15 protein-coding genes are annotated in these 16,866 nt (G+C 39.6%); 11 read left to right on the top strand and 4 right to left on the bottom strand.

Going from position 1 to position 16,866, the window contains the following annotated elements; translation table 11 throughout:
• Positions 1-53: 53 nt before the first annotated feature.
• The 10 genes from HMPREF3249_RS01095 to HMPREF3249_RS01050 all read left to right on the top strand — a co-directional run bounded on the left by HMPREF3249_RS01095 (position 54) and on the right by HMPREF3249_RS01050 (position 10,998).
• Positions 54-551: a hypothetical protein gene (locus HMPREF3249_RS01095; protein WP_003029682.1), complete on the top strand. Its 498-nt coding sequence runs from the start codon at positions 54-56 to the stop codon at positions 549-551.
• Positions 552-725: 174 nt separating this feature from the next.
• On the top strand, positions 726-2,060 hold the full coding sequence (gene trmFO, locus HMPREF3249_RS01090; protein ID WP_003042069.1) for a methylenetetrahydrofolate--tRNA-(uracil(54)-C(5))-methyltransferase (FADH(2)-oxidizing) TrmFO: 1,335 nt from the start codon (positions 726-728) through the stop codon (positions 2,058-2,060).
• 132 nt (positions 2,061-2,192) lie between these two features.
• Entirely contained in the window at positions 2,193-3,017 is an 825-nt protein-coding gene (locus tag HMPREF3249_RS01085) for an alpha/beta hydrolase (protein WP_003029685.1), read from the top strand.
• Between the two features lie 34 nt (positions 3,018-3,051).
• Positions 3,052-3,792 (top strand): esterase family protein, encoded by a 741-nt coding sequence (locus HMPREF3249_RS01080; RefSeq protein ID WP_003029686.1) that lies wholly within the window; start codon positions 3,052-3,054, stop codon positions 3,790-3,792.
• 19 nt (positions 3,793-3,811) lie between these two features.
• On the top strand, positions 3,812-4,972 hold the full coding sequence (locus HMPREF3249_RS01075; RefSeq protein ID WP_003029688.1) for an ATP-grasp domain-containing protein: 1,161 nt from the start codon (positions 3,812-3,814) through the stop codon (positions 4,970-4,972).
• Positions 4,973-5,133: 161 nt separating this feature from the next.
• A complete protein-coding gene (locus HMPREF3249_RS01070) occupies positions 5,134-6,102 on the top strand; it encodes a thiamine pyrophosphate-dependent dehydrogenase E1 component subunit alpha (protein ID WP_049534051.1) in 969 nt (322 codons plus the stop codon).
• A gap of 19 nt (positions 6,103-6,121) precedes the next feature.
• A complete protein-coding gene (locus HMPREF3249_RS01065) occupies positions 6,122-7,114 on the top strand; it encodes an alpha-ketoacid dehydrogenase subunit beta (RefSeq protein ID WP_003029690.1) in 993 nt (330 codons plus the stop codon).
• A gap of 107 nt (positions 7,115-7,221) precedes the next feature.
• Positions 7,222-8,265: a dihydrolipoamide acetyltransferase gene (locus tag HMPREF3249_RS01060; protein ID WP_049534048.1), complete on the top strand. Its 1,044-nt coding sequence runs from the start codon at positions 7,222-7,224 to the stop codon at positions 8,263-8,265.
• Positions 8,266-8,296: 31 nt separating this feature from the next.
• A complete protein-coding gene (gene lpdA / locus HMPREF3249_RS01055) occupies positions 8,297-10,000 on the top strand; it encodes a dihydrolipoyl dehydrogenase (protein WP_049534046.1) in 1,704 nt (567 codons plus the stop codon).
• 8 nt (positions 10,001-10,008) lie between these two features.
• Positions 10,009-10,998 (top strand): lipoate--protein ligase, encoded by a 990-nt coding sequence (locus HMPREF3249_RS01050; RefSeq protein WP_003029695.1) that lies wholly within the window; start codon positions 10,009-10,011, stop codon positions 10,996-10,998.
• A 95-nt stretch (positions 10,999-11,093) separates the two neighbouring features.
• Here the strand turns inward: HMPREF3249_RS01050 and xerS are convergent, their stop codons facing one another.
• The 4 genes from xerS to HMPREF3249_RS01030 form a co-directional block, all read right to left on the bottom strand.
• Entirely contained in the window at positions 11,094-12,164 is a 1,071-nt protein-coding gene (gene xerS, locus HMPREF3249_RS01045) for a tyrosine recombinase XerS (protein WP_022525126.1), read from the bottom strand.
• A gap of 185 nt (positions 12,165-12,349) precedes the next feature.
• A complete protein-coding gene (ffh, locus tag HMPREF3249_RS01040; protein ID WP_022525125.1) occupies positions 12,350-13,900 on the bottom strand; it encodes a signal recognition particle protein in 1,551 nt (516 codons plus the stop codon).
• 71 nt (positions 13,901-13,971) lie between these two features.
• Positions 13,972-14,304, bottom strand: a complete 333-nt coding sequence (locus HMPREF3249_RS01035) for a putative DNA-binding protein (RefSeq protein WP_003024506.1) — start codon at positions 14,302-14,304, stop codon at positions 13,972-13,974.
• Positions 14,305-14,419: 115 nt separating this feature from the next.
• Positions 14,420-15,118: a GntR family transcriptional regulator gene (locus HMPREF3249_RS01030; RefSeq protein WP_003029701.1), complete on the bottom strand. Its 699-nt coding sequence runs from the start codon at positions 15,116-15,118 to the stop codon at positions 14,420-14,422.
• Positions 15,119-15,259: 141 nt separating this feature from the next.
• Between HMPREF3249_RS01030 and guaA the strand changes: the two genes are divergently transcribed.
• A complete protein-coding gene (guaA, locus tag HMPREF3249_RS01025; protein ID WP_003029705.1) occupies positions 15,260-16,819 on the top strand; it encodes a glutamine-hydrolyzing GMP synthase in 1,560 nt (519 codons plus the stop codon).
• Positions 16,820-16,866 lie beyond the last annotated feature (47 nt).

The raw sequence follows: 16,866 nt of genomic DNA, 5'->3' as shown, positions 1-16,866 counted from the left end.
TTTACATAATTTACTTTATGTAAACTTTCTTTACATATAGCAAAGGGAACTGTATGAAAGAGAAATTTGATGAATTTTTAAAAATTACAAGAGAGTTGAACAAAATCGAAATCACTCCTCTTCTTATGGGCTCATTAGGACTTGAACAGGTAACTGGTCGAGATTGGCAAGTGCGAGATATTGATATTCATGTGCCGGGAGACCCAAGAGGTTGGGGGGCTCCTGATGAGGAGCGAATTTATGATTTTGAAAAGATTGAAATGATTATGAACCGATTGGGTTATCACTTAGTAGATCTGCACGAGCATGAATTTCAAAAGGACGATTTATCAGTCGAATTCGGTGGGATGAATACTTTGGAAGACTTTGCTGGGATTCCTTTAGATGAATTAGAGAAACATCAAACGGCAGGAGCAATTTATTTTTTGCCAAATGCGGAGCAGTATCTCAAGATTTATCAGGCTTCTTCGCAAGATTCTTATCGAAATGAACAAAATAATGATAAAGATTTTGCTAAAATTGCCTATTTAGAAAACTTTTTAAATCAATAGATAGAAGAAGTGTTCTTTGATTAAGAACTGTCAGTTGATAAAACTGTTTTTATCTAGTGACTAGCATAATCATTGTAGAAAGTCTCGCTCGTCAGTAGGGGCTTTTTCTGTTATAATGGTAAAGAATAATTAGAAAGATTTGTGGGAGTTTACTCCCGAAGAGGTATTGGTCTATTGTCTCAATCTTATATTAATGTTATTGGAGCTGGTCTTGCAGGTAGCGAGGCAGCTTATCAAATTGCTAAACGCGGTATTCCTGTTAAGCTGTATGAAATGCGAGGAGTGAAATCTACTCCGCAACATAAGACTAGTGATTTTGCAGAGCTAGTCTGCTCGAATTCTCTACGGGGGGATTCGCTAACGAATGCAGTTGGTTTGTTAAAAGAAGAAATGCGCCGTTTGGATTCCATCATTATGCGAGCAGCAGAAGCTACGCGTGTTCCTGCTGGAGGAGCATTAGCAGTTGACCGTGACGGCTTTTCACAAATGGTGACTGATGAGGTGACAAACCACCCTTTAATCGAAGTTATTCGTGAGGAAATCACCAAAATTCCTGATGATACGATTACTGTTATTGCGACGGGACCTTTGACAAGTGATACACTCGCTGAAAAGATTCACGAGCTAAATGGTGGAGCTGGATTTTACTTTTATGATGCAGCAGCACCGATTGTAGATGTCAATACAATTGACATGGAGAAAGTTTACCTCAAATCTCGCTATGACAAGGGAGAGGCTGCTTATCTCAATGCTCCTATGACTAAGAGTGAGTTTATGGCTTTTCATGACGCTTTGGTAAATGCCGAGGAAGCACCGTTAAATAGCTTTGAAAAAGAAAAATACTTTGAAGGCTGTATGCCGATTGAGGTGATGGCAAAAAGAGGAATAAAAACCATGCTCTACGGTCCTATGAAGCCAGTTGGTTTGGAATACCCAGATGACTATAAAGGACCTCGTGACGGTGAATTTAAGACACCCTATGCAGTCGTTCAGCTTCGTCAAGACAATGCAGCTGGAAGCCTTTATAATATTGTTGGTTTCCAAACACACCTAAAATGGGGTGAACAGAAGCGCGTTTTTCGGATGATTCCGGGATTGGAAAATGCAGAATTTGTCCGCTATGGAGTTATGCACCGCAATTCTTACATGGATTCACCAAATCTCCTGACACAGACGTTCCAGTCTAAAAAACAAGAGAATATCTTTTTTGCAGGTCAGATGACCGGTGTAGAAGGGTATGTAGAATCTGCCGCGTCCGGGCTGGTAGCCGGTATCAATGCAGCTAGACTTTTCAATGGAGAAGAAGCCCTGGTCTTTCCAGAAGCAACTGCTATTGGAAGCTTACCTCATTATATCACGCGTGCTGATAGCAAGCATTTCCAGCCAATGAATGTCAATTTTGGAATTATCAAGGAGTTGGACGGTCCACGCATTCGAGACAAAAAAGAACGCTATGAAAAAATAGCAGAACGAGCGCTACAAGCTATCGAAAATTATCAAAATCTCTAGTTTTCTTTTGGAAAGGATAGAAATAATGATAATTTGTTATAAAAGTATTAAAAAAGTTAGGAAATTCCTAACTTTTTTAATACTTTTATGATATAATAGATAAAAATTTTGAAAATAGAAAGTTTTCTGATAATGAATCAATCCTATTTTTACCTTGAAGTAAGAGAACATGCATTAGAAGTGCCTTATAGCAAACAAAAGCGCCGTGTTCGAGTGCTACTCCCTAGAAATTATGAGCAAGATACTCAGAAATACTATCCTGTAGTTTATTTTCATGACGGTCAAAATGTCCTTTATAGCAAAGAGTCTTTTAGTGGTCATTCTTGGAAAATCATTCCAACGATTAAGAGAAATCCCGACATTGAAAAAATGATTGTGGTGGCGATTGACAATGACGGTTTTAATCGAATGAATGAGTATTCTGCATGGAAATATCAAGAATCAACTATTCCAGGTATGCAATTTGGCGGCAAGGGGACAGAGTATGCGGAGTTTGTCATGGAAGTTGTTAAACCCTTTGTTGACGAGCATTATCGTACCAAATCAGACCGAGCGCACACGGCTATGGTTGGTTCTTCTTTAGGCGGAAACATTACGCAGTTTATGGGAATTGAATACCAAGAGCAAATTGGCTGCTTGGGTGTTTTCTCATCTGCAAACTGGCTGCATCAGGAAGCGTTCAATCGTTATATAGAACGCCATAACTTATTAGCAGATCAGCGGATTTATATTTATGTCGGAACGGAAGAAGCCGATGATACGGATAAAACCTTGATGGCTGGTAATATCAAGCAAGCTTATATTGATTCGTCAGTAACCTACTTCCGTCAGTTAATAGCGGGCGGTTTGGATTTGGAAAATCTGTTGTTTCATATCCAAGCTGGGGCAGAACACAATGAAATGGCTTGGGCTGAGCATTTACCTGATTGCCTTCGCTTCTTTAGCGAAAAATGGTAAATAAATTAATTAAGAATATGAGGAGAGAATTTATATGCATGTTGAGTTTTTAAGTCATTGGAGCGGTCATTTAAACCGTGAAATGTATGTGAATCGTTATGGGCACGCTGGAATGCCTGTAGTCGTTTTTGCTTCGTCTGGTGGCAGTCACAATGAATATGCAGATTTTGGTATGATTGAGGCTTGTTCATGGTTTATCGAAACAGGAAAAATTCAATTTTTCACTTTGAGTAGTGTAGATAGTGAAAGCTGGTTGGCTGATTGGAAAGCTCCTCACGACCGCGCAGAAATGCACCGAGCTTATGAGCACTATGTCATTGAGGAAGCTATTCCTTTTATCAAGCATAAAACAGGTTGGTTTGATCCGATGATGACAACAGGTTGCTCTATGGGAGCCTATCATGCTGTTAATTTCTTTCTCCAGCACCCCGATGTCTTCAATAAAGTCATTGCACTGAGCGGGGTTTACGATGCTCGCTTCTTTGTTGGTGATTGTTTGGATGATGAAGCAATTTATCAAAATTCACCAGCAGATTATATTTGGAATCAAAACGATGGCTGGTTTATTGACCACTATCGCAATGCTGATATCATTGTCTGTACAGGACTTGGTGCATGGGAGCAGGATGGACTACCTTCTTTCTACACCTTAAAAGAAGCCTTCGAGCATAAGAACATTCCTGCATGGTTTGCTGAATGGGGATATGATGTTTCGCATGACTGGATTTGGTGGCGCAAGCAAATGCCGTATTTTCTAAGTCAATTAAATCTATGATTAGAAAGGAAACAATATTATGAATTATATCGTTATTTCACCTTATTATCCACAAAATTTTCAACAATTTACCGTTGAACTTGCTAACAAAGGAATTACTGTTTTAGGGATTGGGCAAGAGCCTTATGATCAATTAGATCAACCTTTGAAAAATGCTTTAACAGAATATTTTCGTGTGGAAAATCTAGAAAATCTCGATGAAGTTAAACGTGCTGTAGCTTTCCTTTTTTACAAGCACGGACCAATTGACCGCATTGAGTCACACAATGAATATTGGTTGGATCAAGACGCAAAATTGCGTGAACAATTTAATGTTGTAGGACCAAAACCAAAAGACTTGAAAAAGACAAAATTTAAGTCCGAAATGAAGAAGCTCTTTAAAAAAGCTGGTGTTCCTGTCGTTCCTGGTCAAATTGTAAAAACCTTGCAGGCAGTTGACATGGCTGTCAGTAAAATTGGACTTCCATTGATTGCGAAGCCAGATAATGGAGTTGGCGCAGCCGGAACTTATAAATTGGAAACCACTGAAGATGTTGAACAATTTAAACAAGAGTGGGATAAGCAAACCGTTTATTTCTTTGAAAAATTCGTTGATTCTGGACAAATTTGCACGTTTGACGGATTACTCGATTCAAACGGAAATATTGTGTTTTCAACGACTTTTGACTATGCTTATACCCCTTTAGACTTAGTTTTGAATCATTATGAAAACTCATATTATATTATAAAAGATATGGATCCAAAATTACGTCAATATGGGGAAGCTATTATTAAAGCGTTTGGCATGAAAGAACGTTTCTTCCATATTGAATTATTCCGTGACGGAGATGATTATATTGCCATAGAATACAATAATCGTCCAGCAGGTGCTTTTACGATTGATTTGTATAACTTTGCTCACTCCATTGACCTTTATCGTGGATATGCAGATATTGTGAATGGGGACCCCTTCCCACAACCTCAAGTCGAAGCACAATATGGCTTGGTTACTTCACGCCGTTCAACATCAAATTATGTGTATTCAGAAGAAGAATTGCGTACAAAGTACGGCGATAAATTAAAAGCAGTCAAAATCATGCCAAAGGCATTTGCAGACTTACAAGGAGATGTTCATTATATTTTGACAACATCAAGTCGTTCGGAAATCGATCAAATGATAGAGGATTTTGGGAAAAAGTAGAAATACCCATTTGTGAAATTTTTATTTAGTCAATTCAAATCAGCTTGCCAGCAAGGTTAGCTGATTTTTCTTTGTGAAATTGTTCAAGCATAAATTTTGACAGTATTTTTTAGTTTGTATAGAATGAAATTATAGAATTACACTCATAGAAAGGCTTGACTATGTCAACTTTAGATAAAAATCTTTTACTAGAGATGTTTCGTAAGATGGAAGAGATCCGTCGGATGGACTTAAAAATTGCTCAACTCGTAAAAAAGGGGAAAGTGCCAGGCATGACTCACTTTTCTGTCGGAGAAGAAGCAGCTAGCGTTGGAGCTATGCTGGCCCTCAATCCTGATGATTTGATTACTTCTAACCACCGTGGTCATGGTCAGGCGATTGCCAAAGGAATTGACCTGAACGGCATGATGGCAGAAATCATGGGCAAATACAACGGCACCTGCAAAGGAAAAGGTGGCTCCATGCACATTGCTGATTTGGATGCTGGAAACTTAGGAGCAAATGGTATCGTTGGCGGAGGCATGGGGATTGCGGTAGGTGCCGCCCTTACTCAGCAAATGCATCATACGGGAAAGATTGTTGTCTGTTTCTTTGGTGACGGAGCAACGAACGAAGGTGTTTTTCATGAAGCGGTTAATATGGCTTCTATTTGGAAGTTACCAGTGATTTTTTATTGTATCAATAATGGCTATGGTATTTCTGCGGATATTAAGAAAATGACCAATATAGAGCACATTCACGAGCGGAGTGCCGCTTATGGTATTCCTGGCATGTTTATCCCAGACGGGAACAACGTTATTGAGGTCTATGAGGGCTTTCAAAAAGCTATTAAATATGTTCGCAGTGGTAAAGGACCTGTCTTGATTGAGAGCGTAACCTATCGTTGGTTGGGACATTCATCTTCTGACCCAGGTAAATATCGGACGCGCGAAGAGGTAGAAGAATGGAAGAAAAAAGACCCAATTGAAAATCTTCGTAAATACTTGCTAGCAAATCAGATTGCAAGCGATGAAGAGTTAGAAGCTATCCAAGCAGAGGTTAAAGAAGCAGTGGAAGCATCTGTAAAATTTGCAGAGGAAAGTCCATTTCCACCGCTTGAATCAGCTTTTGAAGATATTTACGCGGACTAAGAGAGGAGATTGAACAATAATGGAAACAAAAACAATGTCCTTCCGTGACACCATTATCCTTGCCATGTCTGAGGAAATGCGTCTTGATGAAAATGTGTTGTTAATGGGAGAAGATGTCGGTATTTTCGGAGGAGATTTCGGAACATCCGTCGGAATGTTAGAAGAATTCGGTCCAGAACGAGTACGTGATTGTCCAATTTCTGAAGCAGCTATTTCAGGAGCCGCAGCAGGAGCGGCCATGACTGGGCTACGCCCAATTGTAGATATGACTTTTATGGATTTTTCTGTCATTGCCATGGATGCAATTGTCAACCAAGCCGCTAAGACTCGTTATATGTTTGGTGGCAAAGGTCAAGTTCCGATGACAATTCGCTGCGCAGCTGGAAATGGTGTCGGATCAGCTGCTCAACACTCACAATCTTTGGAATCTTGGTTCACACACATTCCGGGTTTAAAGGTTGTTGCACCTGGAACTCCTGCAGATATGAAAGGCTTGTTGAAATCCTCAATCCGCGACAACAATCCTGTTATTATTCTTGAGTACAAGTCAGAATTCAACCAAAAAGGCGAAGTTCCGCTTGATCCTGATTATACAATCCCTCTCGGTGTTGGTGACATCAAAAAAGAGGGGACGGATGTGACAGTTGTGACCTATGGAAAAATGCTCCGCAGGGTTATGCAAGCAGCTGAAGAATTGACAGAAGAAGGCATTTCGGTAGAAGTGGTGGATCCACGTACTTTGGTGCCTCTGGACAAGGATATCATTATCAACTCAGTCAAGAAAACAGGAAAAGTCGTTCTGGTTAATGATGCCCACAAAACTAGTGGTTATATCGGTGAAATTTCTGCTATCATTTCCGAATCAGAGGCATTTGACTATTTGGATGCACCAATTCGCCGCTGTGCTGGTGAAGATGTCCCCATGCCTTACGCCCAGAATCTTGAAAACGCCATGATTCCGACAGTTGAAAGTATCAAAGATGCTATTCGTAAGACTTACAATAAAGAATAAAACTGAAATTGATATTGATTACAATATTTCACATAACTAAAATTATGCAAAAACAAAAATAGCTCAAGATTAAAGAACAATCAATAAAAAAAGAAATAGGAGAAGCTATGACTGATGATAAGTTAAGAGCGACCCCTGCTGCTAGAAAATTAGCAGATGACTTGGGTATCAATCTCTATGACGTATCTGGTACTGGCGCAAAGGGACGAGTTCATAAAGAAGATATCGAAAGTTATCGAGAATTCAATATTGTGAAAATTACGCCCCTTGCAAAACGTATTGCAGAAGAAAATAATATCGCTTGGCAGGAAATCCAAGGGACAGGTGTTCGCGGCAAGATTATGAAGAAGGACGTTCTGACTTTGCTTCCTGAAAATGTTGACTCAGACAGCATCAAGTCACCTGCTCAGATTGAGAAAGCGGAAGAAATACCTGACAACATCACTCCTTATGGAGAAATTGAACGCCTTCCAATGACGCCAATGCGGAAGGTCATTGCAAAACGAATGGTGGATTCTTATCTGACAGCGCCAACTTTTACTCTCAACTATGATGTAGATATGACAGAATTGTTGGCACTACGCAAAAAGGTTTTAGAGCCAATCATGGAAGCGACAGGAAAGAAAATCACGGTCACGGATTTACTTTCTATGGCTGTTGTCAAAACTTTGATGAAGCACCCTTATCTCAATTCGTCTCTGACAGAAGATGGGCAAACCATTATCATGCACAATTATGTCAATCTGGCTATGGCTGTTGGTATGGACAACGGGCTTATGACACCGGTGGTTTACAATGCCGAAAAAATGAGTCTGTCTGAGTTAGTCGTTGCCTTCAAGGATGTGATTGGTCGAACTTTAGACGGGAAATTAGCGCCAAGCGAATTGCAAAACTCAACTTTTACGATTAGCAATCTAGGAATGTTTGGTGTTCAATCTTTCGGACCAATTATCAATCAGCCCAATTCTGCGATTTTGGGAGTTAGCTCAACCATTGAAAAACCAGTCGTAGTAAACGGAGAAATTGTGATTCGACCAATCATGAGTCTTGGATTAACCATTGACCACCGAGTCGTGGACGGCATGGCAGGTGCTAAATTCATGAAAGACCTGAAAACACTAATTGAAGACCCGATTTCAATGTTGGTATAAGAGAAAGTTTAAATGAGAGGAAAATAAAAATATGGCCTTAGAAGTAATTATGCCAAAAGCCGGCGTTGATATGACAGAAGGACAGATTGTTCAATGGAATAAAAAAGTTGGCGAATTTGTAAAAGAAGGAGAAATCCTTCTGGAAATCATGACAGATAAAGTCAGTATGGAATTAGAAGCAGAAGAAGACGGCTATCTGATTGCTATCTTAAAAGGGGACGGTGAGACTGTTCCTGTAACGGAAGTTATCGGTTATCTGGGCGAAGAAGGAGAAAATATTCCGACTGCTGTGGCTGCTTCAGATGCTAGTTCAACACCAACTGCAGCCATAACTTCTAACGACGATAATAAGAGTGATGACGCTTATGATATTGTGGTTATTGGTGGCGGACCAGCTGGCTATGTAGCAGCGATTAAAGCAGCTCAATTAGGAGGCAAGATTGCTCTTGTTGAAAAATCTGAACTAGGTGGAACCTGCCTCAACCGTGGCTGTATCCCGACTAAGACCTATCTTCACAATGCAGAAATTATTGAAAGCCTAAGCCATGCGGCAAACCGCGGTATTATCATTGAAAATCCAAACTTTACCGTCAATATGGATAAAGTCCTGGAAACCAAAAACAAGGTTGTCAATACACTTGTCGGAGGCGTTGCAGGTCTGCTTCGCAGCTACGGTGTTGATGTTCACAAAGGAATTGGTACCATTACCAAAGATAAGAATGTCTTGGTGAATGGTGCTGAACTTCTTGAGACCAAGAAGATTATCTTAGCTGGTGGATCAAAAGTCAGCAAGATTAACGTTCCAGGTATGGAATCACCACTTGTTATGACTAGCGATGATATCCTGGATATGAAGGAAGTTCCAGAAAGTTTAGTAATCATTGGTGGTGGCGTTGTTGGTATTGAGCTAGGACAGGCTTTCATGACCTTTGGCTCCAAAGTAACGGTCATTGAGATGATGAATCGGATTGTTCCAGCTATGGATACGGAAGTATCTAAGAACCTTCGCTTGATCTTGGAGCGCAAGGGCATGACCATTTTGACAGAGACCAAGCTGGAAGAAATTGTCGAAGAAAATGGCAAGCTCTGCATCAAAGTTGCAGGAAAGGAAGATATCATAGCTGATAAAGCTTTGCTTTCTATCGGACGCGTGCCTGATTTGGAAGGCATTGGCGAGGTTGACTTTGAACTAGACCGCGGTCGTATCAAGGTCAATGAATATATGGAAACTTCTGTTTCAGGAATTTACGCGCCCGGAGACATTAACGGTACCAAGATGTTGGCGCATGCAGCTTTTCGTATGGGGGAAGTAGCTGCAGAGAATGCTCTCAAAGGCAATCACGTAGTTGCTAAATTAAATCTAACTCCAGCAGCTATTTACACTTTGCCAGAAGTTGCGGCAGTCGGTCTGACTGAAGAACAAGCTCGCGAAAAATACGATATAGCTATCGGCAAATTCAACTTCGCAGCAAACGGACGAGCAATTGCATCTGATGCTGCTCAAGGATTTGTCAAAGTGATTGCTGATAAGAAATACGGAGAAGTTCTCGGTGTTCACATTATCGGCCCTGCAGCAGCTGAGTTAATCAATGAAGCTTCTACTATCATTGAAATGGAAATCACGGTAGAAGAAATGCTCAAAACCATTCACGGTCATCCGACATTTTCAGAAGTTATGTACGAAGCATTTGCAGACGTACTCGGCATGGCAATTCATGCTCCTAAGAAAAGATAAGAGGCACTATGAAATACATTATCAATAATAGTTACGATACAGCTTTCAACATTGCTCTTGAGGAGTATGCCTTCAAGCATCTCCTTGATGAAGATATGATTTTCTTGCTTTGGATTAATAAACCCTCTATCATTGTCGGACGTCATCAGAATACCATTGAAGAAATCAATCGTGACTATGTCCGAGAGCATGGCATTGAGGTTGTTCGTCGTATCAGTGGAGGCGGAGCTGTCTATCATGACTATAACAATCTCAACTACACCATCATTTCCAAAGAAACTGAGAACAAAGCCTTTGATTTTAAGAGCTTCTCTATTCCGGTCATCAAGACTTTGGAAGAATTAGGTGTAAAAGCAGAATTTACAGGGCGCAACGATTTGGAAATTGACGGAAAAAAATTCTGTGGCAATGCTCAGGCTTATATCAATGGTCGAATCATGCATCACGGTTGCTTGCTGTTTGACGTAGAGTTATCTGTCTTGGTGAATGCCTTAAAAGTTTCCAAAGATAAGTTTGAGTCCAAAGGAGTCAAATCTGTTCGCGCTCGTGTAACCAATATCGTTGATGAATTGCCTGAAAAGATTACCGTCGAGCAATTTCGTGATCTCCTGCTAGACTATATGAAGAAAGAATATCCAGAAATGACAGAATATGTCTTCTCCGATGATGAACTAGATGAAATCAACCATATCAAGGAAACTAAATTTGCTACTTGGGATTGGAATTATGGCAAATCGCCAGAGTACAATGTTCATCGTGGTACCAAGTTTACTAGTGGTAAGGTCGAAATCTTTGCCAATGTTGTTGAGTCGAAGATTGAAAATATTAAAATTTACGGCGACTTCTTTGGTATCGAGGACGTAGTAGCAGTAGAAAAAGCTTTGAAAGGCGTCAAGTATGAGCGCGAGGACGTTTTAAAAGCTCTTGAAAACCTGGATATTGCTCGCTATTTCGCTGGAATTAGCCAAGAAGAAATTGCAGAAGCGATTGTGGGATAAAAAAACAACTGACTCTCTTACATTATTAATTAGAGTCAGTTGTTTTTGGTTTATTTTCAAGGAGAATATTTTACATAAGTTTAAATATGTAAAAATCATAAATTATCCAATGCATTTTTTTGTTCGTCATTAACAATATGGGTGTAGAGGTCTGTAACTTGAGTACTGGCATGTCCTAGCTGATGACTGACCAAAACTTGAGATTTAGTAGCATCATAAAGTCGAGTAGCCAGCGTATGGCGGAGTTTGTGAGGTGTCACTCGAACTTTGAAATCTTCAGAATACTTAGCAACCATCTTTTCTACACTAGAAGCATCAATCCGGTTAGGAGCACCTCTATATTCTGTCAAAAATAGGGCAGTGTCTGATTTTTCAGCTTTATAACGTTTAGAGCGAACCTCCAGGTACCTTTCCAAATAAGCTTTGGCAAAAGCTGCAACATTGACAGAATCTCTTTTCCCGCCCTTACGAGTAACTTCAATGACCATCATTTTGAGATTTAGGTCTTTCAAATCAAGATTTACTGCCTCGGATAGACGAACACCAGATGCAAGAAGCAGTGCTATGATTGCCAAATCTCGCTCTTTATTTTTGTCAAAAGAGGAGAGAGCCCGATTTGATAAATTTTTAGGGTATTCATCATCAATATAATTTAAAAATTGTTCAGTTTCTTCGCCCAAAAAGAGTTTTTGTTTGATGTTTTCAGCGCGCGCAGCTAAAGTCTCTCTCTTTTTCTTAGTAGACACTTTTTTCATGACATTACGATAGAAATAAGGTTCCCCATTCTCATTTTCCACCTCTTCAGTTAAATATTTATAAAGGCTAGAGAGAGCAGAAAGAGTGCGATTAATAGTGGTTTGAGATACTCCGTTTTGCGTGGTATTAGCGTTAAGCAATGGACGCTCCCGTAAGTAAAGAATAAACGCTTCCATGTCTTTTTTAGTCATATTTTCCAATACTAACAGAGGAATTTCTGCAATCTGTGACCCATCAGCAATTCCAGAGTCTAAAATCCAATGAAAAAAACGATTATATTCTTTGAGGTATTCATATAAGGTTGTAAAACTGTATGGAACAGTCAATTTAGACTGATAGTATTCCAAAATGTACCAAGGCATGATAGCTTTTAGTTTTTCAATTCTTTCTAACAGTATTTCACGTTTCATTAAGATATTCTCCATCATTTTCTATAATAGAAGTATAGCACACTCCTGTATTTTTTTCAAGAAAATTATAGTTTTTCGGAAAGATGTTAGAGAAAGTTTTATACAATATCTCCTATTCAATGATTGCAATTATACAAAAAAACAAGCCGTTCCTTTAAATTAAGCGACTTGTTTTTTGCGTTTGTTTATTTCCGCTTTTTCTTGGCCTTTTTCATTTTATTTGCCATGCGTTTCATGGCTTGTTTGGTTGCAAATTCACCAATTTTTCCTTTAAGTCCGCCACCAAACATCTGGCTCATGTCAGGATTTCCAGCACCTCCTAGAGCAGACATGTCCATATTTTGAAGGGCTGACATATCCATACCGTTCATATTTGGCATATTTTTTGGTAAATTGTTAGGATTGAGTCCCATTTGCTTCATCATTTTATTCATATCACCAGACATGACACCTTGCATGACTTGTTTCGCTTGGTTAAAGTCTTTGATAAATTTGTTGACTTCGACAAAGCTATTACCAGATCCTGCAGCAATCCGACGGCGACGACTTGGATTAAGGAGGTCGGGATTTTCCCGTTCGGTAGGTGTCATAGATGAAACAATGGCACGTTTGCGGGCGATTTCGTTTTCATCTACCTTAAAATTCTTCATAGCAGGATTGTTAGCCATGCCAGGAATCATCTTTAACAAATCTTCCATTGGTCCCATATTTTGTACTTGATCCAGCTGGTCAATGAAATCGTTGAAATCAAAGGTGTTTTCTCGCATTTTTTCAGCCATCTCAAGCGATTTTTGCTCATCATACTCCTGAGAAGCTTTTTCAATCAAGGTCAACATATCTCCCATGCCCAAAATACGGCTAGACATCCGATCTGGGTGGAAAGTTTCAATATCGGTAATCTTTTCACCAGTACCAGTGAACTTGATTGGTTTACCAGTAATTTGACGGACAGATAAAGCTGCACCGCCACGTGTATCGCCATCAATCTTAGTCAGAATAACCCCAGTCACTTCCAACTGAGCGTTGAATTCGCGAGCTACATTGGCGGCTTCTTGACCAATCATAGCATCTACAACCAAGAGGATTTCATTTGGTTGAGCCAGTGCTTTGACATCGCGCAGCTCATTCATGAGCTTTTCATCGATTTGCAGGCGACCAGCTGTATCAATCAGCACATAGTCATTGTGATTAGCCTTGGCTTGCTCCAGACCTTGACGAACAATCTCTACTGCTGGTACTTCTGTGCCTAGTGAAAAGACTGGTACATCGATTTGCTGACCGAGAGTTGTAAGCTGGTCAATGGCCGCCGGACGATAAATATCAGCAGCTATCATTAAAGGACGAGCGCCTTCTTCCTTCTTGAGTTTATTAGCCAACTTTCCGGCAAACGTAGTCTTACCAGCACCTTGAAGACCGACCATCATGATAATAGTCGGGATTTTTGGAGATTTGATAATTTCTGCCGTATCAGAGCCTAATACAGCGGTCAATTCTTCATCAACAATCTTGATGATTTGTTGAGCAGGATTTAGTGTATCAATGACTTCGTGTCCGACAGCGCGCTCACGAACTTTCTTGATAAAGTCTTTAACAACTGGCAAAGCTACATCGGCTTCCAAGAGTGCCAAACGAATCTCTTTGGTCGCTTCTTGAACATCACTCTCTGAAATTTTGCCCTTGCGACGCAGATTTTTAAAAACGTTCTGTAAACGTTCAGTTAAACTTTCAAATGCCATAAATTTTATTTCTCCTAGTTAATTTCTATGTATTGGTTATTGATTTTTGGTATTTTTGAGTCGACAATTCACTATTCTCGATTGTCAATACTGGATAAAATCGAAATTTGCTCTTGTAAATAGGTGTCATCTGCATACTTTTCCATTATTTGATCAAAAATCTGACTTCTGACGATATAATCTGAATACATGTGCAGTTTCATTTCGTAGTCTTCGAGAATCTTTTCTGTTCGTTTGATATTGTCATAAACAGCCTGACGACTAACTTGAAATTCTTCAGCAATCTCAGCTAGACTATAATCATCTGCATAATAAAGCTCAATATAATTCATTTGCTTATCTGTTAAAAGTGCTGCATAAAACTCAAAAAGAGCATTCATTCGATTGGTTTTTTCAATTTCCATAAAAAATATTATATCAAAAAATACAGATAAACTCTACTAGCGAAGAGTTTTACTCACTAAAAAACACTCTTAAATCAGCAAGGGTATTTACGTATATAAAATTATGTAAAACAAATCAATTGTTTTCCAAATAAAATTCAAACCGTTCTCCCACATATTGACTTTTAACATATTCAAAAGCGGTACCGTTGTCAAAATAAGAAATCTGTGTCAAACCAAGAATGGCATGTCCTCTAGGGATTTCTAGATAATGTGCAATCTTTTCTTTGGCAAGACGAGCATAAATGGTCTGTTGAGATTTTCCGATTTTATAGTCGTGCTCTTGCAAGGTTTGGAAAAAATGCTTCGTAATTTCTTCTTTATTAAAGTTTTTGATGAATTTCTCTGGAATGGAAGCGACTTCATAAACTACGGGAATATTATCTGCATACCGTACCCGCTCCATTCGGACAACATTTTCCGTCTTTTCAATTCCTAATTTTTCGACCTCTTCTTTACTTGGCAGTGTTCGACGGTAAGAAATCAGTTGGCTTGAAGGTGTCTTGCCTTGGGATTTGATGATTTCTGTAAAGCTGGTTGTGCCGCGCATCTTTTCTTGAACTCGCGTACTGGCTACAAATGTACCACTTCCCATACGACGTTCCAGCACTCCTTCTTCTACTAAAAGAGTGATTGCCTGACGAAGTGTCATGCGACTAACTTCAAATTGTTCAGCTAAATCGCGCTCGCTTGGCAGACGTTGCCCGATTTTCCAAATTTCCTCGTCAATTTCTTTTTTTATTTGATCGTGAATTTTAATATAGGCTGGAAGCATAGTAACCCCTTTCAAGAATGGTTTCCTCTCTTCATTGTATTATCAATTGAAATAAAAGTCAATCGCTACTTAATGTTATTGGAAAAAGTCTCTATTTTGTGTTAGAATAAACAAAGAAGTTTCATTTGAGAAAGGAAAGAAATGGCAACTACAACTGAATTGCAAGATATTGAAAGAATCATTGTATTGGATTATGGCAGCCAATATAATCAGCTCATCTCACGCCGTATTCGGGAGATTGGTGTTTTTTCTGAGCTAAAAAGCAATAAAATCACAGCCGCTGAAGTTCGTGAGATAAATCCGGTCGGAATTATCCTGTCTGGTGGACCAAATTCTGTCTATGAAGAAGGCTCATTTGATCTTGACCCTGAAATTTTAGAATTGGGTATTCCAATTCTAGGAATTTGTTATGGAATGCAGCTTTTGACTCACAAATTAGGTGGGAAAGTTGTACCTGCTGGAAATGCCGGAAACCGTGAGTATGGGCAATCAGAGCTTATTCATACTGATTCACAGCTTTTTGCAAGCACTCCTGAAAAACAAATCGTTCTTATGAGTCACGGAGATGCTGTTACCGAAATTCCTCAAGGATTCGTACGAACTGGAACTTCTGCTGATTGTCCATTTGCAGCTATTGAGCAACCTGAAAAGCAGATTTATGGCATTCAATTTCACCCTGAAGTACGTCATTCTGTTTATGGGTATGACATTCTACGCAATTTTGCTTTGAATATTTGTGGCGCCAAAGGCAACTGGTCAATGGATAACTTTATTGAAATGCAAATCAAGCGAATTCGAGAAACAGTTGGCGATAAACGTGTTCTTCTTGGGCTCTCAGGCGGCGTTGATTCATCAGTTGTTGGCGTTCTCCTTCAAAAAGCTATCGGAGACCAGCTTATCTGTATCTTTGTAGATCATGGATTGCTCCGTAAGGGCGAAGCAGATCAAGTCATGGATTCTCTTGGCGGGAAATTCGGTCTTAATATCATCAAAGCAGACGCTGCTAAACGTTTCCTTGATAAATTAGCTGGTGTTTCTGATCCAGAGCAAAAGCGTAAAATCATCGGCAATGAATTTGTCTATGTCTTTGATGATGAAGCCAGCAAACTGAAAGATGTAAAATTCCTCGCACAAGGAACACTTTATACTGATGTGATTGAGTCTGGTACTGATACTGCCCAAACAATCAAATCGCACCATAACGTCGGTGGACTTCCCGAAGACATGCAGTTCAAACTGATTGAACCACTCAATACACTTTATAAAGACGAAGTTCGTGCACTTGGTACAGAACTTGGTATGCCGGATGAAATCGTTTGGCGTCAGCCATTCCCAGGTCCAGGACTTGCTATTCGCATTATGGGTGAAATTACAGAAGAAAAACTCACAACTGTACGTGAATCCGACGCCATTCTCCGTGAAGAAATCGTGAAAGCTGGACTCGATCGTGATATCTGGCAATACTTCACTGTAAATACCGGTGTTCGTTCAGTAGGTGTTATGGGTGATGGTCGAACTTATGATTATACCATTGCTATTCGTGCTATTACTTCTATTGATGGAATGACAGCAGATTTTGCTAAAGTCCCTTGGGAAGTACTACAAAAAATCTCTGTTCGTATCGTCAATGAAGTAGATCACGTCAACCGCATTGTCTACGATATCACCAGCAAACCACCAGCAACGGTTGAGTGGGAATAAAAACAAAAAAGCCAAACCTCAAGAAATAAGAAGTTTGGCTTTTAAAT

This window comes from Streptococcus sp. HMSC36C04 (assembly GCF_001839535.1).
Lineage (GTDB): Bacteria > Bacillota > Bacilli > Lactobacillales > Streptococcaceae > Streptococcus > Streptococcus hominis.
This window is presented reverse-complemented; position numbering and strand designations above follow the sequence as displayed.